Consider the following 24,198-nt stretch of genomic DNA (forward strand, 5'->3'; position numbering starts at 1 on the left):
ATATTGAGTGTCAATTTCAACTTTAACGAGGTTTTAACAACCTAAATAACTTATATTTGTTTTTCAATTTTTTAAATTAATGATAGTGACTTTTTATAAATATCAAGGTACAGGAAACGACTTTGTTATCATAGATAATAGAAAAAACACCTTTGATAAAAATAACACTAAGTTGGTAGCTTTTTTATGTGATCGTAAATTTGGTATTGGTGCAGATGGGTTGATTTTATTAGAAAATCATCCAGATCACGATTTTAAAATGGTCTATTATAATGCAGACGGAAACGAAAGTAGTATGTGTGGTAATGGTGGACGCTGTATTGTCGCTTTCGCGAAATTTTTGCAGCTTATAAAAACTGAAACTACTTTTCTAGCAATTGATGGTTTACATTATGCTAAGATTGAAGACGGTTTAGTGCATCTTCAAATGAAAGATGTTACTAGTATTGATACGTTTAAAACACATCAATTTTTAGATACAGGATCACCACATCATGTTCAATTTGTTGAGGATTTAATAACTTTTGATGTTAAAAATGAAGGCGAAAAAATAAGATATGGGCAACCATATAATCAAGCTGGTACTAATGTTAATTTTGTCGAAAAAATCAACAATGACACTTTTGCAGTTAGGACTTATGAAAGAGGAGTAGAGGATGAGACTTTGTCTTGCGGAACAGGAGTTACAGCTGTAGCGATAGCAATGCATAAAACAAACCAAACAAAGCATACAATCATTAATTTAAATGTAGAAGGAGGTCAATTAAAAGTGTCATTTAATACAGATAATGATACTTATAAAAAGGTCATGCTAATTGGTCCAGCTACTCAAGTTTTTAAAGGCGAAATAAAATGCTAACATTAACTGGAAAACATACTTATTTAAGACCTTTAGAGCCAGAAGATTTAACGTTTATTCATGGTATTGAAAATGACGAATCTATTTGGAAAATTAGCAATACAATCACTCCATATTCTAAATATTTGATAAAACAATATTTAGATCATGCACATAAAGATATTTTTGAAGTAAAACAATTGCGATTTGTTATTTGTAATAATCAAGAGGAGTCAATAGGAATGATAGATATTTTTGATTTCGATTTTAAAAATCGTCGTGCTGGAATTGGTATTTTGGTAAAAGATACTGAAAACAGACAAAAAGGTCATGGTAAAGAAGCTTTAGAACTACTAACAAATTACTGTTTTACTCATTTAGATTTACATCAATTATATTGTAATATTTCTGAAGATAATACAGCAAGTTTAACACTATTTAAAAATCAAGGATTTAAAGAAATTGGTCTTAAAAAAGACTGGAATTTTTTAAATGGACAATATAAAAACGAATATTTATTTCAATTAATAAACACAGATGTATATTAAAAAAATCTTAATGGCTATAGCCTTAGTAGGCTTAGCAGTAGCAGCATATTTTGCGTATTTTATTTATGGTGCAATGTTTAAACAAAACACTGCTTTTTTAAACGATACAGCTTATATACAAGTGCCAACTAACGCAAAGTATGAACAAGTTAGAGAGCAATTAGTGCCATTATTAAAGGATATTAAAAGTTTTGATGCTTTAGCAGAACGTAAAAAATATACAACTAATATTAAAGCTGGTCGCTTTGCAATTAAAAAGGATATGAGTAATAATGATATTATTAACTCGATTAGAAGTAAAAATATACCATTTAAATTAAGCTTTAATAATCAAGAACGTATCCAAAACCTTGCTGGACGTATTGCACAACAGATAGAACCTGATAGTCTTTCTGTTTTAAAAATAATGACAGATAAAACGTTTATGGACAAGCATAAATTTACAGAAGCTACAGTCTTAAATATGTATGTTCCTAATAGTTATGAGGTGTTCTGGAATACTTCTGCAGAGGGTTTTAGAGAGCGTATGCTTAAGGAATATTACCGTTTTTGGAATGATAAACGTCAAACAAAGCGTAAAGCTTTAAACCTAACAGTTAATGAGGTTATGACTATTGCATCAATTGTTCAAAAAGAAACGGCTAAAGTAGATGAAAGGCCAAGAGTTGCAGGAGTATATTTAAATAGAATTAAAAAAGGAATGCCTTTACAAGCAGATCCTACAGTAATTTTTGCAAAAAAGAAAACTGAAAACGATTTTGATCAAATTATTAAACGTGTACTTTTTAAGGATTTAGAAATTGATTCGCCTTACAACACCTATAAATATCCAGGCATTCCTCCAGGACCTATAACAATGCCAGATGTATCTGCTATAGATGCTGTTTTAAATGCAGAGAGCCATAATTATTATTATTTTGTAGCCAATGTTAAAAACTTTGGTTATCATAAATTTGCAAAAACACTAAGCCAACACAATGCAAATAGACAAGAGTATGTTAGGTGGATTAATGGTCAAGGTGTAAATAGATAGTTTTTTGTTTAAATCAATTATAGTAGGATTTATATTACTTTTTTCGATTAGTGTTGTTTCACAAATCGATACTACTTCTTTTTTTGCACCAAGTGACACACTTCATATTAAAAGAAGAAACGCTGTAATTATTACTAAAAGCAGTTTGACAGCACTCTCTATTATTGGTTTAAATCAGTTATGGTATTCAGATTTTGAGCAATCAAAATTTCATACAATTAATGATAATTCAGAATGGTTTCAGATGGATAAGTTTGGACATACATTTACAGCTTATCAATTAGGAAAATATGGTACTCAGACTTTAAAATGGAGTGGTGTAAGTGAAAAAAATCAGCTCATTTTTGGTGGTACGTTAGGTTTTACATTTTTAACTGCTGTAGAAGTTTTAGATGGTTTTTCTTCAGAATGGGGTTTTTCTTGGGGAGATTTTACAGCAAATACCGTTGGAGCGGGATTGTTTATTGGACAAGAACTATTGTGGAATGAGCAACGTGTCCAATTAAAATATTCATTTAATAGAAGCCCTTATGCTAATTTAAATCCAAATAAATTAGGTCATGGTTTTTTAGAAGAAGTCATAAAAGACTATAATGGTCAGACCTATTGGTTAAGTGCTAATGTGCAGTCTTTTTTTAAAGATAGTAAACTTCCTAAGTGGTTAAATGTAGCAGTTGGATATGGAGTTGATGGGTTGTTATATGGAAGTGGCAATCTGCAAACAATTAGTTTTCCTAATCAACAAAGAAGCCAGCAATTTTATTTAAGTCTAGATGCAGATTTAACTAAGATTAAGACTAAATCTGCTTTTTTGAAGCAGTTTTTTAATATTATTAATGTCATTAAAGTTCCGTTTCCAACGTTAGAAATTAATGATAGAGGCAAGCTGATTGGGCATCTTGTCTACTTTTAACAATAGTTAACTAGCTGATTTTCAGATTTTAATAATTTGTTGTATATTTGCGCGACGAAATTTTAGCCTATCCCTTTAAATTACTTAAGGCTATAAAATCTAAAACAATGAAAAAAAATATTGGCAAGTTATTATCGCTAGTGCTTACAATATGTGTTTTAAGTGTAGTTATTTTTGTTGCACAACAAGACACAGAGAAAATAAATAAGAAAGCCTCTGTTGAAAATTGCTATCAACCTGAAGCCTTTTCTCCACATTTAGGAAAAACCTTTACAGGCTTTAAAGAAGCTTTGGGGTTTAAAGAATCTCAAAACGATTATTTTAGAGTCAATCAATTTGGATATTTAGGTAAATATCAGTTTGGAAAAAGTACTTTAAAACTAATAGGTATACATCATCCTAATCATTTTTTAAACAATCCAGAATTACAAGAAAAAGCATTTATTGCAAATGCACAACGTAATAAATGGGTCTTACGACGTGATATTAAGCGTTTTGATGGTAAGTTTATTAATGGAATAGAAATTACTGAATCTGGTATCTTGGCTGCTGCACATTTAGCAGGTCCTGGAGGTGTTAAAAAGTATCTTAGGAGTTATGGAGAAAAAGGTTTTGCAGATGCAAATGGAGCTACTATAAAATATTATATGAAAAAGTTTTCTGGATATGATACATCATTAATTAAGCCTTTAAAAAGAGTGAAAGTAAACTATTTTAGAGCTTAATATTAACTTTTATGAATTACAAATAGTGTTGGTCTTTTATGAAGGTCGACACTATTTTTTTTCCATTGATTTACTTTTTTTGTTTTGATAAACTCTGTAGGTAATGTAATGTCGCAAGCAACACAAATCTCTGTATTATCTCCTAAAACAGTGCATAAATCTTCTAATAATTTATTGTTTCTATATGGTGTTTCAATAAAAGACTGTGTTTGATTGTGTTCAAAGCTCAGACGTTCTAGACGTTTTAATTCGGCTTTTCTTTCACTTTTATCTATAGGTAAATAACCATTAAACGCAAAACTTTGTCCATTAAAACCAGAAGCCATCATAGCTAATAGGATAGAGGAAGGACCAACTAATGGAACAACTTTTATGTTGTTTTTGTGTGCTAAACTTACAATATCTGCTCCAGGATCTGCAATTCCAGGACATCCAGCATCAGATAATAATCCTATGTCTTTTCCGTCTAAACAGTTTTTTATAAAATTGGGTAGATCAGATGCTTCAGTATATTTATTAAGCTCAAAAAGGGTTAAACTTGATTGTTGTTTTTCTGGAGCTATGCTTTTAATAAATTTTCTGGCAGCTTTAGAGTTTTCAACAATAAAGGTGTCTAGTCTATCTATAACTTGTTTTACTTGAGAAGGTAAAACGTCATAGGGATTAGAGTCGCCTAATGTAGATGGTATTAAATAGAGTTTGCCTTTATTCATTATATAAAAGTAAGTAAATTAAGTTTTACTATTTAACTGTTTACTTATTATTGTACATGCATGATCAAGTAAAGTAAATACTTTTTCAAACCCTTTGTCTCCACCATAATAAGGATCAGGAACATCTAAATTTTTGTTTGGAAATGAAGCATTTAATATAAGTTTTACTTTTGCTTTTTCTTCTTCATTTGCAGCTAAAGCAATGATGTTGTTATAATTAGAATTATCCATTGCATAAATCCAATCAAAATCTTTAAAATCTTGTTTTACAAATTGCCTAGCTTGTTGTTTTGTAATGTCAATTCCGTTTTGCTTCGCAACAGTTATTGATCTTGTGTCAGGTTTATTGCCAATATGATAACTACTTGTCCCTGCAGAATCGACTATAAATTTATCAGCATTCAATTTAGACTTTAGGATACCTTCAGCTAGAGGAGAACGACAAATGTTTCCTAAGCATACCATTAAAATATTAGTCATTTTAAAATAAAATTTAAACCGAAAGTTTTTTGGTTAAATCTTCAACGTATTTTTTAAACTGCTTATCTGTAGATGATAAGTTATCTACTGTTTTGCAAGCATGTAAAACCGTTGCGTGATCACGTTTACCAATTTGAGAACCAATACTTGCTAGTGAAGCTTTAGTTAGTCTTTTTGCAAAAAACATAGCTAATTGTCTGGCTTGTACAATGTGACGTTTTCTAGTTTTAGATTGTAATGTCTCTACATCCATTTGGAAATAATCAGAGACTATTTTTTGGATATAATCTATAGATACTTCACGTTTTGTGTTTTTAACAAACTTCTCAACCACCTGTTTTGCTAAATCTATATTGATTTCTTTTTTATTGAAAGAAGATTGTGCGATTAAAGATATAATTGCACCTTCTAATTCTCTAATATTAGATTTAATATTTTTAGCAACGTATTCAACTATATCATCAGGCATTTCTACACCATCACGATATAACTTATTCTTTAATATTGATACTCTTGTTTCAAAATCTGGAGTTTGTAACTCAGCAGAAAGTCCCCATTTAAATCTAGATAATAAACGTTGTTCAATATCTTGCATGTCTACAGGAGCTTTGTCACTAGTTAAAATAACTTGCTTTCCGTTTTGATGTAAGTGATTAAAAATATGGAAGAATACATCTTGTGTTCCAGATTTACCAGATAAGAATTGTACATCATCAATAACTAATACATCTATAAGTTGATAGAAATGTATAAAATCGTTTCTGTTATTCTTTTTAACAGAGTCTATATATTGTTGCGTAAATTTTTCAGCAGAAATATATAATACTGTTTTTTCTGGATACTTATCTTTTATATCAACACCAATAGCGTGCGCTAAATGTGTTTTACCTAAACCAACACCACCAAAAATTAATAAAGGATTAAAAGATGTTCCACCTGGTTTTGCAGATACTGCTAAACCAGCACTACGTGCTAAACGGTTTGAGTCACCTTCTAAAAAATTATCAAAATTATAGTTTGGATTAAGTTGAGATTCAATTTTTACGTTTCTAATTCCAGGAATTATAAACGGATTTCTAAGTTCTGGATTTTTATTATTAAGAGGTACATCTATATTCTGAGATTTTACTGCACTTCTATTAGAACTTGGAATTCTTTCTGTAAAAGGTTGTTTATTGCCATAAGTGTTTTCCATTTTAATAATGTAAACCAGCTTGGCAGTTTCACCTAACTCTTTTGTTAATGATACTTTTAATAATTTAACATAATGCTCTTCCAGCCATTCGTAAAAAAACTTACTTGGTACTTGGATACTTAAAGCGTTGTCTGTTAGCTTAACCGCTACAATTGGCTCAAACCAGGTTTTGTATGCTTGTGGTTGGATGTTATCTTTTATAAAAAGAAGACAATTATTCCATACCGTTTGCGCAGTTACACTCATGTTAATTATAAAAGATATATAAGTTAGTTATTTGATCTCGAATTTAGCAATAAGAGACCTCCCTTTGTTAGCTAGGCAAATATGTGAACAAAAAACTTAAAAAAAAAATGATTTGCTATTGATTATTTAGTTTTTTTTTTGCATGTTGTTTAGCGATTCGAATCTACAAAAAAAAAATAATATAATGAGTATAAAACAAGATGAAATTGAAATTAGAGTGAGATATGCAGAAACTGACCAAATGGGAGTCGTTCATCATGGAAATTACGCATTATATCTGGAATTAGCAAGAATAGAATGGTTGCGTAAAATGGGAATTTCTTATAAAAAAATGGAGGAAGAAGGTGTAGGGCTTCCTGTAATTTCATTGTCTATAAATTTCAAAAAATCAGCGTATTATGACGACCTGATTAAAGTAAAAACCCAACTCAAAAAAGCACCTACTGCTGTTGTCGAATTTGAGTACGAAATATTGAATGAATCGTCAGAAATTCTATGTAATGCAAATGTCGTTTTAGCTTTTGTTGATATGAAAACAAATAGACCAACAAGACCGCCTAAATATTTTCTTGAAGCTTTAAAGGATTAATCTTCTGTTTTTTTGATTTGTACCTTGTATATAGACTCAAAGACGGAATAAATATTTTCTGCATCTTTTTTTCTTACGGAAATTGTAATTTGACAATCCAATTCTAATTTTTGATGTACAATATTTAGATTTTTCTCTTTAATGACTCGCATGACCTTATTCATTAAATCGTACTCGCAAGTTATTAAGTAGTCAATATTTATGGTGCGTTCTACAATGTTAGAAGCTTCTATTGCTAATTGCGCTCCAGTGCGATATGCATTTATTAATCCTCCAACACCTAATTTAACGCCTCCAAAATAACGTACAACAACAATTAAAACGTTAGTTAGACCAAAAGATTGAATTTGACCATAAATAGGCATTCCAGCACTATTGCTAGGTTCTCCATCATCATTTGCTCTGTAAGCAATCGTTTCTGTACCAATTTGATAAGCATAACACCAATGTCTGGCTTGATGGTGTTGTTTTTTTAATATTTCTAAATATGATTTTACATCATCTTCATTAGTAACAGGAAATGCGTAGCCAAAAAACTTAGAGTTTTTGTCTTTAAACAACACCTCTTCAGAAGGTTGTGTTATTGTTTTGTAAGCATCGTTTTCCATAATTTAAGCTAAAGTTACTAGAATTATAGAGATAATTGCAATTCCAATTCCAGTCCAATTTTTTATAGATAAGCGTTCTTTAAATAGTGACAAACCTAATAAGGTGGAAAACATAACAATAGCAACATTGTTTACAGTAAATATGGTCGAGCTTTCAAAGCTTTCAGCATTTAAAGCCTTTAATAATGTATAAATAGAGTAGTAGTTAACTATTCCTAAAATAATTCCTGCAATGATACTTTTTGTGTCAAATATTAATGTTTTTTGTATCGCTTGCGCTGAAAGTAAGCCAATACCAATTAAACCTGCAATTAAAAAAATAGTAGCAGAAAATATAGGAATACCATTGTCTGGTACATAGGTAGTTTCAATATATTTAATTGTAGTGTCAATTGTTCCGGAACCTAAAAACAAAAGTATTGGAAGCCATAAGTTTTTATAGGAAAAAGCTTTGTTTTTTTCTTTTAATGAAGCTAGATATACTGCGACTAGTGCTAAAAGTATACCCAATCCTTTTTGCCAACCCAAAGCTTCGTTGTATACAAATAGTCCAAATATAATAGGGATTACAACGCTCATTTTACTAGAAACAGAAGCAACAGATAATCCATTGCGTTGCGCTGTTAATGCCATAACATTAAAAACTGAAATAAATAAAACGCCTAAAAACAGAGCACCAAAAAACCATTTTGAAGCAATAATGTCATTGATTACAATAGGAGAATCATAGCTTAAAACACCACAAGTAAAAGCAGTAAAATAGTTTACAACAATAGCTTGAAGTGTATTGATATTGCGTTTGCCAATAATTTTAAAAATGACAAAAATTAATGTCGAAGCACAAATACTAAGTATTAAGAACATTAAAATAAGTCTTTTTTAATGGTGAAAAGATCAATAATATCTTCAGTTTCTGGATTATTATTCCACACGTGTATTCCTAATTTTGATGCTGCTTCTGTATTTTCAGTTGTATCATCAATAAATAAACATTCTTCTGGATTTAGTTTGTTTTCATCTAGTACAAACTGAAAAATATCTGTGTTTGGTTTACGTAACATAACCTCATGCGATAAGTAGAATTTATTAAAGCAAGCTTTAAAATCTTCGTAAAAAGACACGTATTCTTTAATATGATCTATGTGTAACTCATTAGTGTTACTTAATAAAATAAGTGTGTACTTTTTGTCTTTAGCTAATTGCTGTATAAACTCTAATCTACGTTTCGGAAAATATTTTATAATAGAGTTCCAAGTATCAATTAATTCTAATTCTGTTAATTCTGGAAAGTTTTGCAAGTAAAAATCTAAAAACTCATCTGTACTAATTAATCCTTGTTCGTATAAAGCGTTATAAGATGTTAACTCTTCAGGGAGTGTTTCGATATTAAAAATTTCCAATGCATTTTGCATTGCACCTTCTTTGTCTAGGTTTATAAAAACATCTCCAAAATCGAAGATTATAGTTTTAATCATTGGTGTATATTTTTAAGGTATCGTTTTTTATTTTTTCTTCTAAAGTTAATTGCCCAGAAAATGTAGGCGCAATAATACCTTCTTTAAAGGTGACAGGACCAGTAAAAACGCGTGCTTCATCCCAAATATTTTCATCAATAAATTGTTGTAGTGTTTTTGCTCCACCTTCAATTATTATAGAATTAATGTTTTGTTTGTAAAGGTGATTACAAATTTCTTTTATTGAATGGTCTTTAAAGGTAATGGTTTCAGCTTCGTTGTTAAAAATTGAGTATTCTGTAGTTAATATATTATTTCTGTCTAGGACTACTCTAATTGGGTTTTCTCCAGTCCAATGTCTTACATTTAAAACAGGATCGTCTTTAATTACAGTATTAGTTCCAACTAAAATAGCTTGCTCTTCGGCTCTCCATTTATGTACTAATTGTCTAGAGTATTGATTAGTAATCCAAACAGGTTTGTTTTTGATTTTTGTTTTTGGAGCAATAAATCCGTTTGATGTTTCTGCCCATTTTAATATAATATAAGGACGTTTTTTGTTGTGAAATGCAAAAAATCGTTTGTGATGTGCTTTGCAATCTTCTTCTAAAACACCAACTGTAACATTACAACCAGCATTTTTTAGTTTTTTAATTCCTTTTCCTGCAACTTCTGGATTGTCGTCAATACAGCCAATAACAATGTTTGGTATTTGATGTTTTATAATCAAATCGCTACAAGGTGGTGTTTTTCCAAAATGACTACAAGGCTCCAGTGTTACGTATATTGTAGCTTGTTTTAAAAGCGATTTATCATAAACAGATTGTATGGCATTAACTTCTGCATGATTGCTTCCATATAGGCTAGTATAACCTTCTCCAATAATACTATTATTGTACACGATTACACTGCCTACCATTGGATTGGGTCGTGTAGTTCCTAATCCATTTTTAGCAATTTGCAAACAACGTTTTATGTAATATTCGTGCGACAAATTATAGTTTTATTTTTACGTCTTCAGTTCTGTCAACATGGTATTTGTGTGATACACCAAGTATCTTGTATTTTATGTCGCCTAAGTATTGAATTTTCATTTTTTTATTAAAAAGACTTCCTAAAATACTGCTCAGGTTTTTATCGTTTAAAAGATTTTCTGTAGGGATTTTAGCTTGTAGTGGAATAGTAAATTCCTTTTTTGCTGGCACTTTAAACTTTTCGGCAGTAACAGACGCTATTTCATTGTTGTTTAGTATTATTTTGATTCCATCTGTTTCTAATTGACCTCCAATATTATTAGGATTCAAGAAAAAAGCATCTGCAGAAATAGTAACAAATTTAGAAGTAGATTCTAATACTTTAATGTTTTCTACTTTAATAAATTCTGGCTTATCTGTCACTTTACAACTAAAAAAAGTGAATAGTATTGTTAATAAGATTAGTCTGTATTTCATCTTTAAATTTTTAGATTTAATGTATCTTCAACCTCTGAAATTTGGTGTAAAAATACTATTAAAAAGTGAGTAATACTACTATTGAAATAAGAGAAATCCAGCCACAAGATAATGCTCAAATCGAAGCAGTTATTAGAGAGTGTTTTTATGAGTTTGATATTCCGTTAAAAGGCACTGCGTATGAGGATCCAGAAACCAAAACGATGTTTGAATCTTATCAAAATGATAATGATATATATTATGTAGTGTTATTAGAAGGAGAAGTTTTAGGAGGTGGAGGAATAAAGCCTTTAAAGAATTTTGAATCTAATGTTTGTGAAATACAAAAAATGTACTTTTCGCCTAAAGTTAGAGGTAAAGGTGTTGGTAAATTATTGTTTGAAAAATGTATACAATCTGCAAAGCAATTAGGCTATAAACAATGTTATTTAGAAAGTGCACCACAATTAAAAGCAGCAATACATATTTATGAAACTTTTGGTTTTAAACATTTAGATGCACCATTAGGTCAAACAGGACATACTGCTTGTGGAATTTGGATGATAAAAAAATTATGAAATTAACTGACCTAAAAAACATATTTCACACAGAATTAGACGCTATTTATGGAAAAGAAGAAGTGCAATCCTTCTTTTTTATATTAACTCAAGCGTATTATAAATATAATCGATTGGACTTGGCTTTAGACCCTAGTTTTGCAATTACTAAAGAGGAGCAGGAGCCTATATTTATAGCATTAGATTTATTGAAAAAGCATAAACCAATTCAATATATAATAGGTGAGACTGAATTTTATGGATTGCCTTTTAAAGTCGATAAACACACTTTAATACCACGTCCAGAAACGGAAGAATTAGTCCAGCTAATTATTGATTGTCATTCAGAGCAAAGCGAAGAGTATCAATTTTCAATCCTGGATATTGGAACAGGAACTGGTTGTATAGCGATTAGTTTAGCTAAAAACATTGAAAACGCTAAGGTTTATGCTTTAGATGTGTCAAAAGAAGCGTTAAAAAAAGCAAAGCAAAATGCTGAATTAAATAAAATTAATATTGATTTTATTGAAGCCGATATTTTAAAAAACTGTCATTCTGCACTTGATGCACAATCTACTTTTGACATCATAGTTTCCAATCCACCATATGTTAGAAACCTTGAAAAAAAGCAAATGCATGACAATGTTTTAAAAAACGAACCACATTTAGCCTTATTTGTAAACGATGATAATCCACTAGTATTTTACAAGGCAATAACGCAGTTTGCTGTTAATAATTTGAAGCCAAATGGTGAGTTGTATTTTGAAATTAATGAATATCTTGGACAGGAAATGATTCAGCTTTTAGTTGATAATGGTTTTGATAAAATAGAATTAAGACAAGATTTATTTGGAAAAGACCGAATGATAAAAGGAATTAAGAATTAAGTAATGAGCATACAATTAAAAATAAATACACTAAGAGAAGAGTTACGTCAACATAACCACAATTACTATGTGTTAGATAATCCAACTATTAGTGATTATGACTTTGATATTAAATTAAAAGAGCTACAAGCTTTAGAAGAAGCACACCCAGAGTTTTTTGATTCCAATTCGCCAACCGTTAGAGTTGGAGGAGAAGTGACTAAAAATTTTAACACCATTGTACATAAACATCGCATGTATAGTTTGGATAATTCCTATTCTTTAGAGGATTTACAAGATTGGGAAACTAGAGTAAAAAAACAAGTAGATGGTGTTATTGAGTATGTTTGCGAGCTTAAATATGATGGAGCATCAATAAATTTAACCTATCAAAACGGAAAGTTATTTAATGCAGTAACTAGAGGAGATGGATTTCAAGGAGATGAAGTGACTGCAAATATTAAAACAATTAGTTCTGTGCCTTTACAATTAAAAGGTGCTTTTCCAAAAACGTTTGAAATTAGAGGCGAAATTATTTTACCCTTTGATGGTTTTAATAAAATGAATGAAGAGCGTGTTGCAAATGGAGAAGATCCTTATAAAAACCCACGTAACACAGCATCTGGTAGCTTAAAACTACAAGATAGTGCAGAAGTAGCAAAGCGTCCTTTGGATTGTTTGCTATATGGTTTAGTGGGTAATAACTTTACTTATAAAACACATTTTGAAAGCCTAGATGAAGCGCGTCAAATGGGATTTAAAGTCCCTGTTGAAGCAAAGCTATGCAGTAGTATTGATGCTGTTTTTGACTTTATAAAACATTGGGATAAAGCCAGACATGATTTACCTTATGAAACTGATGGAGTAGTAGTAAAAGTAAATAATTTACAACAACAAGAAGAATTAGGATTTACAGCAAAAGCACCACGTTGGGCAATTGCATATAAGTTTAAAGCAGAACAAGTTAGTACAGTTTTAAATACCATTACTTATCAAGTTGGACGTACAGGAGCAATTACTCCTGTTGCTAATTTAGAACCTGTTGAATTAGCAGGAACCGTTGTAAAACGTGCGTCTTTACATAATGCAGATCAAATAGAAAAACTGGATATTAGAGTTGACGACACTGTTTTTGTCGAAAAAGGAGGAGAAATTATTCCTAAAATTATTGCTGTAGATTTTTCACAAAGACCTGCAAACTCCCAGCCTACTCAATATATTACTGAATGTCCAGAATGTGGTACAGCTTTACAACGTGAGGAAGGAGAAGCTAAGCATTTTTGTCCAAATTATAATGGTTGTAATCCGCAAATTATTGGACGTATTCAGCATTTTATTTCGCGAAAAGCAATGGATATTGAAGGTTTAGGAGGAGAAACTGTTGCTTTGTTAGTAAATGCTGACTTGATTACAAATTATGCAGACTTATATGCATTAACTAAAGAGCAAGTGTTACCATTAGAAAGAATGGCAGAAAAAAGTGCAGATAATTTAATTGCAGGTGTTGAAGCTTCAAAACAAATCCCGTTTGAGCGTGTGTTGTTTGCTTTAGGAATCCGTTTTGTTGGAGAAACTGTAGCAAAAACCTTAGCAAAACATTATAAAAGTATTGATGCATTAGCTTTTGCTTCGGTTTTAGATTTAGAACAGGTTAATGAAATTGGAATAAGAATAGCACAAAGTGTGGTGGACTTCTTTTCTGATCCAGAAAATCAAGAAATAATAAACCGTTTAAAATCTAGCGGATTACAATTAGAGCTTTCTGCAGAAAAATTAGCTAATCAAACCGATAAATTAAAAGGAAAAATAATAGTTGTTTCTGGTGTGTTTCATAAAGTTTCTAGAACAGAGCTTAAAAAACTGATAGAAGATAATGGCGGAAAAGTATCCTCTTCAATTTCTTCTAAAACAAGTTTTATAGTTGCTGGAGATAATATGGGACCAAGTAAAAAGGATAAAGCAGAAAAACTTGATATAGACTTGATTTCGGAAAATGATTTCCTTAAAATGTTAGAATAATCATTATTTAAATCGATTAAAAGCAATTTTATACGTTTAATTACATTTTTTTTATATATTTGTCCTCCCAAATCAAAAAAAAATGAAATTAACAAAGTTTAATAGTGTTTCGATACTTTTGGTAATTCTGGTCACTTTAATTATGGCAGGAAGGATATTTAATGCACCTTCTCTTTCTAACTATTGTTGGATTATTATCTTTCCATTATTTGCATATTTGTACTATGGTCAGGCTAAAGAGAAAAATCATTTCTTTGGTTTTTTTCTAATTGCCTTTTCAATAGTAGAAATACTTAAAGTGGTTTTTGTTGGCAATGAAATTTTATCTTACTATGTCGCGCATTTATTGGTAAATGCAGCTTATGCTTCGTTAATTATTTTTCTTGTTAAAGATGTAAATTTAAAGCTTTTGATAAAGGAGTTTAAGTTGCATTTAATAGTCTTAACGGTATTTAATGTATATATAGTTTATGCATTAAACCAAATGATTATGCAAGACCAATCTTTAGTGGTAAACACTTTTGGTTTTGCAATAGAGGTAACCTATAATGTGTTAATTTTATTAGTGCTATCCTTATCTTTAGTACATTATTTGTATCACGAAACAAAACAAGGCTTATTGCTGTTTTTAGCTAGTGTATCTATAGTGTTTTCAGAAATGGTTCAAGTAGCTTACTTGTTTATTTCGTCAGAGCAATTATTACAAATAATATATTCTATTTTAATGGGAATAGGGTTCTATTTTTTCTATGTATATATTAAATTAAAATACATTGCAATGAAAAAGCAAACGTCATTAGTTTAATAGTTATACTATTATTGATGTTCCTTCAGCTTTTTTAGTGCTGTCAGGCTCGAAGTAAAAATCTATTTTTCCTAGATTAATTCCGTAACAACCTACTTGGTTTACCAATACATTTTTACCTTCAAGGTTTTTAGCAACTGTTGGTTTTGGCAAAAAAGTATGTGTATGTCCACCAATAATTAAGTCAATATCTTTTGTAGCTTTTGCTAAATTTAAATCGCTAATCTTATCAGGAGCATTTTTGTAATGATACCCTAAATGAGATAGGCATATAACTAGATCGCATTGTTGGTCTGTTTTTAAAACACGTGTCATTTCTTGTGCAGTTTCAATAGGATCTAAATATTCAGTTTCCTTATACATTTTTTTGTCTACTAGTCCTTTTAATTTTATACCTAAGCCAAAGACGCCAATTTTTAATCCGTCTTTTTTGAAGATTTTATAAGGCTTAACATGTGTATCCATTATGGTATTTGAAAAATCGTAATTAGCAGATATAAAATCAAAACTAGCATGTGGTAATTGCGCATTTAAACCATCAATCCCATTATCAAAATCATGGTTTCCTATAGTAGCTGCGTCATACTTAAGTTTACTCATTAGTTTAAACTCTAACTCGCCACCATAGTAGTTAAAATATGGTGTGCCTTGAAAAATATCTCCAGCATCTAATAGTAATGTATTTGGGTTGTTAGCTCTGATGTTTTCTATTAATGTGGCGCGTCTTGCAACACCACCTTGATTAGCGTTTCTGCCATCTTCTGGACCAAATGCGTCAATATGGCTATGTACATCATTGGTGTGTAAAATGGTAATTTTTTTAGTTTTAGCAGAAGTAGCAAAAGATTGTAATCCATAACCACCAACCGTTATTAAAGCTGTAGCTGCTGTTGCTTGTTGTATAAAGTCTCTACGTTTCATGTTGTATGGTTATTTGGTTTGGGTAAATCTATCGTCAATTACTGGGTTAATCGTATCTGTTTTTTTAAAATAATCTAGCATTGCATTTCTTATTTTGTAATCCAATTGATATAGGCTATCATTTACCTGAAAAAAACGCATTCTGTCTCCACCATTATATAAATAATCATTAGTTGCTACATAGTAGGTTTTGTCTTTTTCAATAGGTTTTTTGTTAATTAAAGCTTCTTTAATATCAAAATTTTTGTCTAAAGTTAATTTTAAACCTCTTATAGGATGCGCTCGTTTTGCTTTACTAAGGTAATAGGTTAGACTATCTATTTGTTTCCCTTTTAAAGCTACAATAACAATACTGTTTTCAAATGGCATAACTTCAAAAGCAGTTCTAGTTGTAATATTTCCTTTAGATATTATAGCACGTATTCCTCCATGATTAAGTAATACCATATCAATGTTTTTACCTGTTCTTTTATTAAAAATCGGATTACTTTGTGTATAAACTGCTTCAGCCATTAAATTACCTATTGCAGTATTAAAATCGCCATCTCTTTTTGTGTAAGTTTTTGGAGCGTAAGATAAAACAGCTTCCATGTCTTTATTAACGCTTTCGCGGAAAGGTTTGATAAATGCATCAATCGCTGGATCAATAGATATAGTGTCGCTAACTGGTACTTGTTTTCCTTCAATCTTACTTAAAGAATAGGTTTCATTCTTACATGAAGTAAAAAAAATAATTGAAAGCAGTAAAAAAAGATGTTTATAATTCATATTTAAAGTTGAATAATTTAAAGTCAAAATATAGTTACAATTACTACATTTGTAACAAAGGAATAAAGATAGATGATTTTAAAAGGTTTTAAAGAAAAATCTAATAAAAAGTATATTAACAAATCTATTAAAAATAGAGTTGTTAATGCTGATAACACCATTATAAAGACTGTTGGTATTGTTGTTAATAGTAAAGAGTTTTCTGATTTAGAATGGATTAACAGTTTTGTAAAAGATTTAAGGATTAATCAAAACAATCTTAAAATTTTATCTCTTTTTAATGGAAAAAAAGAAGAAACATCTGTGTATAATAATACTTTTTCTGAAAAAGATTTAGGGTGGAAAGGTCAATTTAAATCTCAAGTAGCAAAAGATTTTATTGCAAATTCATTTGACTTGCTTGTCAATTTTTATGAAACAGAATCTTTAGCCTTACAAGTTATATCTGCTACAACAGAAGCAAAATTTAAAGTTGGTATTGCAAATGCTAATCAAAAAATAAACGATTTAATAATTGACACAAAAATTAAAGATAAAGCTATCTTTAAAACAGAATTAATAAAATACCTGAACATTTTAAATAAAATAAGTAATGAATAACCCTTTTTTAGGAACAGGAATAGCAATTGTAACACCATTTAATGATGACTTATCTGTGGATTACAATGCATTGGAAAAAATTGTAGAATATAATATTGCTAATGGTACTAATTATATTGTAATTAGTGGAACAACAGGAGAGAGTGTTACGGTTACAAAGCAAGAAAAACAAGATATAATCAAGGCTATTGTTAAAACTAATAACGGTCGTTTACCGTTGGTTTTAGGTATAGGAGGTAATAATACAGCAACTGTAATAGAAGAGATAAAAGCAACAGATTTATCAGAATTTGCTGGGATTTTATCTGTATCACCATATTATAGTAAGCCTACGCAAGAAGGCTTGTACCAGCACTTTAAAGCAGTTGCAGAAGCGTGTCCAGTGCCAATAATTTTATATAATGTACCTGGAAGAACATCTAAAAATATGTCGCCAGAAACTACATTGCGTTTGGCTAAAGATTTTAAAAATATTGTAGCTGTTAAAGAAGCAGGTAATAATATGGCTCAATATTTAGAGTTATTAAGAGATAAACCAGAAGATTTTTCTGTTATTTCTGGAGATGATGATTTAGTTTTAGGTGTAACATTAGCAGGTGGAGCAGGAGTAATATCTGTTATAGGTCAAGCTTTACCAAAAGAATTTTCTACAATGATTCAGTTAGGATTAGAAGGTAAAGCAAAAGAGGCTTATGCACTTCATTTTAAAATGATGGAGATTATAGATTTAATTTTTGAAGAGAATAATCCAGCTGGAATTAAAGCAGTTTTAAATAATTTAAACCTCTGTAACAAAACAGTAAGATTACCTTTGGTAAAAGCAACTGACCAATTACAAAATAAGATTGATGACTTTATGTCTAATTTTTATAAAAGTTAAATAATACTTAAACCTATGTCAATCTTGATTTCTTCAATTAATTTAGCAATCAAATTATATTTTTAAAATCCATTTAAATAGCGTATTTTTGCGCTTCGTTAAAATTTTATGAAGAATTTATTTTACATCTTAGTTACGTTTTTAGTTTTTACTTCGTGTAATGAGTACCAAAAGGCTTTAAAGTCTGAGGACATTGCAGAAAAATTTAAAATGGGAGAACAATTGTATAACGACGGAAAGTTTAACAAAGCTAGTCGTTTGTTTACTCAGTTAGTACCTTTATATAGAGGGAAGCCTCAAGCTGAAAAATTGATGTATTTAGATGCAGATTGTCAGTACCAAATGGAACAGTTTTATTTAGCTGGTTATAAATTTGAGCGTTTTGCATCTGCTTATCCTAAAAGCGAAAAAATTGAAGAGGCGTATTATAAAAGTGCTTTAAGTTATGCAGATTTGTCTCCTGTATTCTCTAAAGAACAACATGAAACTAATCATGCTTTAGAAAAACTGCAATTATTTGCCAACTTATACCCTAATTCCGAATTTATGCCAAAAGTTAATCAGTTGGTTAAAGAGTTAGAATATAAATTAGAATTAAAGGCTTTTAGTACAGCAAAACAATACAATCATATTACAGACTATAAAGCATCAATTAGTGCTTTTGATAATTTTATAGCAGATTTTCCTGGGACATCTCTACGCGAAAAAGCGATGTTTTACAGATTTGATTCGGCTTATCAATTAGCAACAAAAAGTGTTGAATACAAAAAAGAAAAAAGATTAAATACAGCTATTACTTATTACAACAATTTTAAAAGATCTTATTCAGAATCAGAGTATATTAAGGATGCAGATAAGATGATAGAAGTATTAAAAGAACAATTAGAACAATATAGTACCAAAAGCTAATATATATTATGGATTTAAAAAAGATCGACGCTCCATTAACAACTACTACATACGATAGAAATCAAGTAGATGCGCCAACAAACAACATTTACGAAGCTATTTCTGTTATATCTAGAAGAGCAGAGCAAATTAATTCTGAAATCAAAAAAGAATTAATAGAAAAGCTTGAAGAGTTTGCTACATATAATGATAGCTTAGAAGAGATTTTTGAAAACAAAGAGCAGATTGAGGTATCAAAATTTTACGAAAAATTACCAAAACCTCATGCTTTAGCAGTTCAAGAATGGTTAGATGGCAAAATCTACCACAGAAACACAGAGCAAGATAATCAAGACTAAAACTATGTCTATACTAAGTGGCAAAAATATACTTTTAGGCGTTAGTGCTGGTATAGCTGCTTATAAGACTGCTACATTAGTCAGAGCATTTATAAAAGCAGGTGCAAACGTACAAGTCGTTATGACACCTGCTTCTAAAGATTTTGTAACTCCGCTTACATTATCTACACTTTCCAAAAACCCAGTACACTCAACATTTACAAACGATCAAGATGATAACGCTATGTGGAATAACCATGTGGAGTTAGGTCTTTGGGCAGACTATTTTATAATAGCACCTGCAACAGCAAATACGTTATCTAAAATGGCAAATGGGACTTGCGATAATCTATTGTTAGCAACCTATTTATCAGCAAAATGCAAAGTGTATTTTGCACCAGCAATGGACTTGGATATGTATATTCATCCTTCGTCAGTTAATTCCTTTGAAAAACTTAAAAGTTATGGTAATGTAATGATTCCAGCAACTTCAGGAGAGTTGGCTAGTGGATTAGTTGGGCAAGGTCGTATGGCAGAACCAGAAGATATTGTTACATTTATTGAAAACGATATTATTGATGGCTTACCATTAAAAAATAAAACAGTATTAATAACAGCTGGACCAACTTATGAAGCAATAGATCCAGTAAGATTTATAGGTAATCATTCCTCAGGGAAGATGGGTTTCGAAATAGCTAAAGAAGCAGCAAATTTAGGAGCAGAAGTTGTTTTAATAACAGGTCCAACACACCAAAAGGTTAATCATAAATCAATTACAATCATTCCAGTTGTTAGTGCACAGGACATGTATGATGCAGCTCATCTTCATTTTAAAAAATCTAATATTGCTATATTATCTGCTGCAGTTGCAGATTACAGACCAAAAAATGTAGCTACTCAGAAAATAAAAAAGAAAGATTCTACGTTAACTTTACAACTTGAAAAAACTAAAGATATATTAGCATCTTTAGGAGAAATTAAAACTAATCAATTTTTAGTAGGCTTTGCATTAGAGACTAATAACGAGTTAGAACATGCAAAATTGAAGCTAAAAAAGAAGAATTTAGATTTAATTGTTTTAAATTCGTTAAACGATAAAGGTGCTGGTTTTAAGTCAGACACTAATAAAGTAACATTAATTAATAAAGATGAAAAAGCGACAGTTTACGAGTTAAAATCAAAAACCGAAGTTGCAAAAGATCTTTTTAATACTATAATAAATACAATAGATGCGTAATATCTTATTTCTAATTTTAATTTGTTTTAGTGTTTCTATAAATGTAAACGCACAAGAATTAAATGCTACAGTAGTTGTAAATGCGCAACAAACTGGTAACGAAAACTTACAACAGTTTAAAACGTTAGAAAAACAATTAAAAGAGTTTATTTCTAATACAAAATGGACCAAATTAAAAGTAGAACCACAAGAGCGTATAGATTGTAATTTTGTTATTAATATCAGTGAATATTCTGGTAACAATTATAAAGCAACTTTACAAGTACAGTCTTCAAGACCAGTTTTTGGATCTAGTTATACAACACCAATTTATAATGTAAATGATAAAGATTTTACTTTTGAGTATGTCGAGTTTCAGAATTTACTTTATAACCCAAACCAATACGCTTCTAATCTAGTATCTGTATTAGCATTTCATATTAATATGATATTAGGTATGGATGGAGAATCTTTTAAAAAAGAAGGAGGAGACATTTATTTTAAACAAGCTCAAAACATTGTAAATTTTTCTCAGCAAGAAAACTATTCAGGATGGAAACTTGAAGATGGATTACAAAGTCGCTTTGCATTAATTGACAATTTAATGTCACCTATGTTTAAAGAGTTTAGAACCGTTATGTATAATTACCACAGACGTGGTTTAGACACAATGAGCGAAAACCAAAAGGACGCTAAAAACGAAATTGCTTTGGCTTTAGGTTACTTTAAAGACATGAATAGAAGACGTCCTAATTCTTATTTAGTTCGTATATTTTTTGATGCAAAAGCAGAAGAAATCGAACAAATTTTTACTGATGGACCAAGTGTAGATATTGTAGAGTTAATCGAAACACTTAATAAAGTAGCTCCAATGCATTCTTCTAAATGGAGAAATATAAAATTTTAATGACTTTTATTTTTAGCCTATAAAAGGCAAAAACTAAAAAAATTTCAATTTTTAACTTTGTAATCTTTAACTTTAGGAATGCTTACAGGATTAACCATAAAAAATTACGCATTAATAGATCAACTTCAAGTTAATTTTAATGATGGATTTACCATTATTACAGGAGAGACTGGAGCAGGTAAATCTATTCTTTTAGGTGGTTTGTCTTTAATATTAGGTAAGCGTGCAGATTTATCTAATTTGCGTAACCCAGAAAAAAAATGCATAATCGAAGCAGTTTTTGATATCTCAAAATATAAGCTTAAATCATTATTTAAAACAGAAGATTTAGATTATGAAGCCCAAACAATAATAAGAAGAGAGATTTTGCCTTCAGGAAAGTCTAGAGCTTTTGTAAACGATTCTCCTGTTAATTTATCAAGTCTTCAATTATTAGGAAAACACCTGATAGATATACATTCGCAACACGAAACACTTCAATTAGTTGATGATGCTTTTCAATTTCAAGTAATATCTGCTTTAGCAAATACTAAAGCAGATATTGAAGCCTATTCAACTCAGCTAAAACAATATAAAACACTTCAGAAACAATTAAAGCAATTGCAGCAATTTCAAGCTGAAGCAGTAAAAGAACACGATTATAATTCATTTTTATTAAACGAATTAACCGAAGCTAATCTTAAAGAAGGAGAGCTACAAGATTTAGAGAAAGAATATGAGTTGTTAAATAACGTAGAAGCTATTCAGTTAAAATTAGAACAAGCAAATACGTTGTTAAGTCAAGAACAATCAGGAGTTTTAACAGCTTTAAGAGAGCTAAAAGGAGCTTTGCAAAAATTAAGCTCAATGTCTAACATCTATCAGAGTGTATTTGAAAGAGTAGATAGTAGTTTGATTGATTTAGATGATGTTTTGGTGGATTTGGAGCGTTTTCAAGACAATCTTGAGGCAGATCCAAATAGGCTAGATATTGTTAATGCAAAACTATCTAACATCAATAGTTTAATGCAAAAGCATTTAGTAAATACTATTGAAGAGTTAATAGTAATAAAGGATAATCTGGCTACAAAAGTTGAAGCAACAGAAAATGCAGATGAAGATATAAGATTAAAAGAAAAAGAAATTGAAGCTTTAGAAAATATATTAAATACTGAAACAAAAAATATTACAGATAAAAGAAGCAAAGCAATTCCTGAACTAAAAAAACAATTAGAAACAATCCTAAGTCATTTAGGGATGCCAAATGCACAGTTTAATATAAGTTTAGAACAATCTGAAACATTTTTGTCAAACGGGAAAGACCATTTAAGCTTTTTGTTTTCAGCAAATAAAGGCGGTCAATTTAATGTGCTTAAAAAAGCAGCTTCAGGAGGAGAATTATCAAGAATTATGCTAGCTATAAAGTACATTTTGTCAAAATATGTAAAGCTTCCGTCTATTATGTTTGATGAGATAGACACTGGTGTTTCTGGAGAAATCTCTAATAAAATGGCAGTAATTATGTCAAAAATGAGTACTAAAATGCAAGTATTTAGTATTACACATTTACCACAAATTGCAGCAAAAGGAAACTCGCATTTTAAAGTGTATAAAGAAGATGTAAATGAAGTTACAACAACTAATTTAGTTAAACTAAATTATGATGAACGTGTAGTGGAACTAGCACAAATGTTAGGCGGAACACAATTGTCTGATTCTGCAATAGCACATGCAAAGCAATTATTGAATTAATACTATCTTTGAATAGTCAAAAAAAAACAAACCAACATAATAAACCAATTACAATATGTCATACAATTTATTAAAAGGAAAAAGAGGAATTATTTTTGGAGCATTAGACGAAAACTCTATTGCATGGAAAACTGCAGAACGTGTACACGAAGAAGGAGGAACTTTTGTACTTACCAATGCTCCAGTAGCAATGCGTATGGGACAAATTAATGCTTTAGCAGAAAAAACGGGTTCTCAAATTATTCCTGCAGACGCAACAAGTGAAGAAGATTTAGCAAACTTAGTATCTCAAGCAACTGAAATTTTAGGCGGTAAATTAGATTTTGTATTGCACTCTATAGGTATGTCAATAAATGTAAGAAAAGGAAAGCACTATACAGATCAAAATTATGCATGGACACAAAAAGGTACAGATGTATCTGCAATGTCATTTCATAAAGTAATGCAAACATTGTACAAACAAGATGCAATGAATGAATGGGGAAGTATTGTAGCCTTAACATATATGGCAGCTCAGCGTGTGTTTCCAGATTATAATGATATGGCAGATAATAAAGCCTATTTAGAAAGCATTGCACGAAGTTTTGGATACTTTTTTGGAAGAGATAAAAATGTACGTGTAAATACTATTTCTCAATCTCCAACACCAACTACAGCAGGAAGTGGTGTAAAAGGGTTTGATGGGTTTATAGCTTACGCTGAAAAAATGTCGCCTTTAGGTAATGCTACAGCTTTAGATTGTGCCAATTATACAGTCTCTTTGTTTAGCGATTTGACTAAACGTGTGACACTTCAAAACTTATTTCATGATGGAGGATTTAGTAACATGGGTGTAAGTGATGCAGTAATGAGTGCTTTTGTTGATGCAGAAGATAAATAACAAAAACTCAATATAATTTTAAAGCCTTACATTCTTTGTAAGGCTTTTTT

Annotated in this window: 28 protein-coding genes; 18 read left to right on the top strand and 10 right to left on the bottom strand. The window is 30.2% G+C overall.

What is annotated here, in order from left to right:
• The first annotated feature begins 79 nt into the window (after positions 1-79).
• The 5 genes from dapF to SJY17_RS10365 all read left to right on the top strand — a co-directional run bounded on the left by dapF (position 80) and on the right by SJY17_RS10365 (position 4,057).
• Positions 80-859 (top strand): diaminopimelate epimerase, encoded by a 780-nt coding sequence (gene dapF, locus SJY17_RS10345; protein WP_397362481.1) that lies wholly within the window; start codon positions 80-82, stop codon positions 857-859.
• Positions 853-1,386, top strand: a complete 534-nt coding sequence (locus SJY17_RS10350; protein WP_397362482.1) for a GNAT family N-acetyltransferase — start codon at positions 853-855, stop codon at positions 1,384-1,386. Before dapF ends, SJY17_RS10350 begins: the two co-directional genes overlap by 7 nt.
• A complete protein-coding gene (gene mltG / locus SJY17_RS10355; RefSeq protein WP_397362483.1) occupies positions 1,376-2,419 on the top strand; it encodes an endolytic transglycosylase MltG in 1,044 nt (347 codons plus the stop codon). Before SJY17_RS10350 ends, mltG begins: the two co-directional genes overlap by 11 nt.
• A 4-nt stretch (positions 2,420-2,423) precedes the next feature.
• Complete coding sequence (locus SJY17_RS10360; protein ID WP_397362484.1) at positions 2,424-3,332, top strand: DUF2279 domain-containing protein; 909 nt, start codon at positions 2,424-2,426, stop codon at positions 3,330-3,332.
• Positions 3,333-3,439: 107 nt separating this feature from the next.
• Positions 3,440-4,057, top strand: coding sequence for a peptidoglycan-binding protein LysM (locus SJY17_RS10365; RefSeq protein ID WP_397362485.1), 618 nt, complete (start codon positions 3,440-3,442; stop codon positions 4,055-4,057).
• Positions 4,058-4,059: 2 nt separating this feature from the next.
• On the opposite strand, the gene SJY17_RS10370 is transcribed toward SJY17_RS10365, so the two are convergent.
• The 3 genes from SJY17_RS10370 to dnaA are packed head-to-tail and all read right to left on the bottom strand — an operon-like array spanning position 4,060 to position 6,691.
• On the bottom strand, positions 4,060-4,770 hold the full coding sequence (locus SJY17_RS10370; RefSeq protein ID WP_397362486.1) for an SAM-dependent methyltransferase: 711 nt from the start codon (positions 4,768-4,770) through the stop codon (positions 4,060-4,062).
• Between the two features lie 18 nt (positions 4,771-4,788).
• On the bottom strand, positions 4,789-5,250 hold the full coding sequence (locus SJY17_RS10375) for a low molecular weight protein-tyrosine-phosphatase (RefSeq protein WP_397362487.1): 462 nt from the start codon (positions 5,248-5,250) through the stop codon (positions 4,789-4,791).
• A gap of 13 nt (positions 5,251-5,263) precedes the next feature.
• Positions 5,264-6,691 (bottom strand): chromosomal replication initiator protein DnaA, encoded by a 1,428-nt coding sequence (dnaA, locus tag SJY17_RS10380; RefSeq protein ID WP_397362488.1) that lies wholly within the window; start codon positions 6,689-6,691, stop codon positions 5,264-5,266.
• 184 nt (positions 6,692-6,875) lie between these two features.
• On the opposite strand from dnaA, the gene SJY17_RS10385 reads away from it, so the two are divergent.
• Positions 6,876-7,280, top strand: a complete 405-nt coding sequence (locus SJY17_RS10385) for an acyl-CoA thioesterase (protein WP_397362489.1) — start codon at positions 6,876-6,878, stop codon at positions 7,278-7,280.
• Here the strand turns inward: SJY17_RS10385 and SJY17_RS10390 are convergent.
• From SJY17_RS10390 to SJY17_RS10410, 5 genes are read right to left on the bottom strand one after another with little or no spacing between them, the layout of a single operon-like run.
• A complete protein-coding gene (locus SJY17_RS10390) occupies positions 7,277-7,888 on the bottom strand; it encodes an IMPACT family protein (protein WP_397362490.1) in 612 nt (203 codons plus the stop codon). The genes SJY17_RS10385 and SJY17_RS10390 overlap by 4 nt on opposite strands.
• A gap of 3 nt (positions 7,889-7,891) precedes the next feature.
• Positions 7,892-8,752, bottom strand: coding sequence for an EamA/RhaT family transporter (locus SJY17_RS10395; protein ID WP_397362491.1), 861 nt, complete (start codon positions 8,750-8,752; stop codon positions 7,892-7,894).
• Positions 8,752-9,363, bottom strand: coding sequence for an HAD family hydrolase (locus SJY17_RS10400; protein WP_397362492.1), 612 nt, complete (start codon positions 9,361-9,363; stop codon positions 8,752-8,754). The genes SJY17_RS10395 and SJY17_RS10400 overlap by 1 nt, the downstream gene beginning before the upstream one ends.
• Complete coding sequence (gene ribD, locus SJY17_RS10405) at positions 9,356-10,306, bottom strand: bifunctional diaminohydroxyphosphoribosylaminopyrimidine deaminase/5-amino-6-(5-phosphoribosylamino)uracil reductase RibD (RefSeq protein WP_397362493.1); 951 nt, start codon at positions 10,304-10,306, stop codon at positions 9,356-9,358. The genes SJY17_RS10400 and ribD overlap by 8 nt, the downstream gene beginning before the upstream one ends.
• A gap of 31 nt (positions 10,307-10,337) precedes the next feature.
• Positions 10,338-10,793, bottom strand: coding sequence for a hypothetical protein (locus SJY17_RS10410; protein ID WP_397362494.1), 456 nt, complete (start codon positions 10,791-10,793; stop codon positions 10,338-10,340).
• A gap of 65 nt (positions 10,794-10,858) precedes the next feature.
• On the opposite strand from SJY17_RS10410, the gene SJY17_RS10415 reads away from it, so the two are divergent.
• The 4 genes from SJY17_RS10415 (at position 10,859) to SJY17_RS10430 (ending at position 15,019) form a co-directional block, all read left to right on the top strand.
• Positions 10,859-11,350 carry a GNAT family N-acetyltransferase gene (locus tag SJY17_RS10415; RefSeq protein ID WP_397362495.1) on the top strand — a complete coding sequence of 164 codons (492 nt, stop codon included), beginning with the start codon at positions 10,859-10,861 and terminating at the stop codon, positions 11,348-11,350.
• Entirely contained in the window at positions 11,347-12,216 is an 870-nt protein-coding gene (gene prmC, locus SJY17_RS10420; RefSeq protein WP_397362496.1) for a peptide chain release factor N(5)-glutamine methyltransferase, read from the top strand. The genes SJY17_RS10415 and prmC overlap by 4 nt, the downstream gene beginning before the upstream one ends.
• A gap of 3 nt (positions 12,217-12,219) precedes the next feature.
• Positions 12,220-14,214 carry an NAD-dependent DNA ligase LigA gene (gene ligA / locus SJY17_RS10425; RefSeq protein WP_397362497.1) on the top strand — a complete coding sequence of 665 codons (1,995 nt, stop codon included), beginning with the start codon at positions 12,220-12,222 and terminating at the stop codon, positions 14,212-14,214.
• An 82-nt stretch (positions 14,215-14,296) separates the two neighbouring features.
• A complete protein-coding gene (locus tag SJY17_RS10430) occupies positions 14,297-15,019 on the top strand; it encodes a hypothetical protein (RefSeq protein ID WP_397362498.1) in 723 nt (240 codons plus the stop codon).
• 3 nt (positions 15,020-15,022) lie between these two features.
• Here SJY17_RS10430 and SJY17_RS10435 read toward each other — a convergent pair whose 3' ends face one another.
• Positions 15,023-15,940 (bottom strand): bifunctional metallophosphatase/5'-nucleotidase, encoded by a 918-nt coding sequence (locus tag SJY17_RS10435; protein ID WP_397362499.1) that lies wholly within the window; start codon positions 15,938-15,940, stop codon positions 15,023-15,025.
• A 9-nt stretch (positions 15,941-15,949) separates the two neighbouring features.
• Positions 15,950-16,708, bottom strand: coding sequence for a 5'-nucleotidase C-terminal domain-containing protein (locus SJY17_RS10440; RefSeq protein WP_397362500.1), 759 nt, complete (start codon positions 16,706-16,708; stop codon positions 15,950-15,952).
• Positions 16,709-16,780: 72 nt separating this feature from the next.
• Between SJY17_RS10440 and SJY17_RS10445 the strand changes: the two genes are divergently transcribed.
• The 8 genes from SJY17_RS10445 (at position 16,781) to SJY17_RS10480 (ending at position 24,148) form a co-directional block, all read left to right on the top strand.
• The gene (locus SJY17_RS10445) at positions 16,781-17,308 is read left to right on the top strand and encodes a DUF6913 domain-containing protein (protein ID WP_397362501.1); all 528 of its coding nucleotides are present in this window, start codon (positions 16,781-16,783) and stop codon (positions 17,306-17,308) included.
• On the top strand, positions 17,301-18,188 hold the full coding sequence (gene dapA / locus SJY17_RS10450) for a 4-hydroxy-tetrahydrodipicolinate synthase (protein WP_397362502.1): 888 nt from the start codon (positions 17,301-17,303) through the stop codon (positions 18,186-18,188). Before SJY17_RS10445 ends, dapA begins: the two co-directional genes overlap by 8 nt.
• Positions 18,189-18,296: 108 nt before the next feature.
• Entirely contained in the window at positions 18,297-19,097 is an 801-nt protein-coding gene (locus SJY17_RS10455) for an outer membrane protein assembly factor BamD (protein ID WP_397362503.1), read from the top strand.
• Positions 19,098-19,105: 8 nt separating this feature from the next.
• Positions 19,106-19,435, top strand: coding sequence for a DNA-directed RNA polymerase subunit omega (locus SJY17_RS10460; RefSeq protein ID WP_397362504.1), 330 nt, complete (start codon positions 19,106-19,108; stop codon positions 19,433-19,435).
• Between the two features lie 4 nt (positions 19,436-19,439).
• Entirely contained in the window at positions 19,440-20,651 is a 1,212-nt protein-coding gene (gene coaBC, locus SJY17_RS10465; protein ID WP_397362505.1) for a bifunctional phosphopantothenoylcysteine decarboxylase/phosphopantothenate--cysteine ligase CoaBC, read from the top strand.
• Positions 20,644-21,537, top strand: a complete 894-nt coding sequence (locus tag SJY17_RS10470; protein ID WP_397362506.1) for a DUF4835 family protein — start codon at positions 20,644-20,646, stop codon at positions 21,535-21,537. Before coaBC ends, SJY17_RS10470 begins: the two co-directional genes overlap by 8 nt.
• Before the next feature lie 78 nt (positions 21,538-21,615).
• Positions 21,616-23,268, top strand: a complete 1,653-nt coding sequence (recN, locus tag SJY17_RS10475) for a DNA repair protein RecN (RefSeq protein ID WP_397362507.1) — start codon at positions 21,616-21,618, stop codon at positions 23,266-23,268.
• Between the two features lie 55 nt (positions 23,269-23,323).
• Entirely contained in the window at positions 23,324-24,148 is an 825-nt protein-coding gene (locus SJY17_RS10480) for an enoyl-ACP reductase (RefSeq protein ID WP_397362508.1), read from the top strand.
• Positions 24,149-24,198 lie beyond the last annotated feature (50 nt).

It is taken from the genome of Olleya sp. R77988 (assembly GCF_044594215.1).
GTDB lineage: Bacteria > Bacteroidota > Bacteroidia > Flavobacteriales > Flavobacteriaceae > Olleya.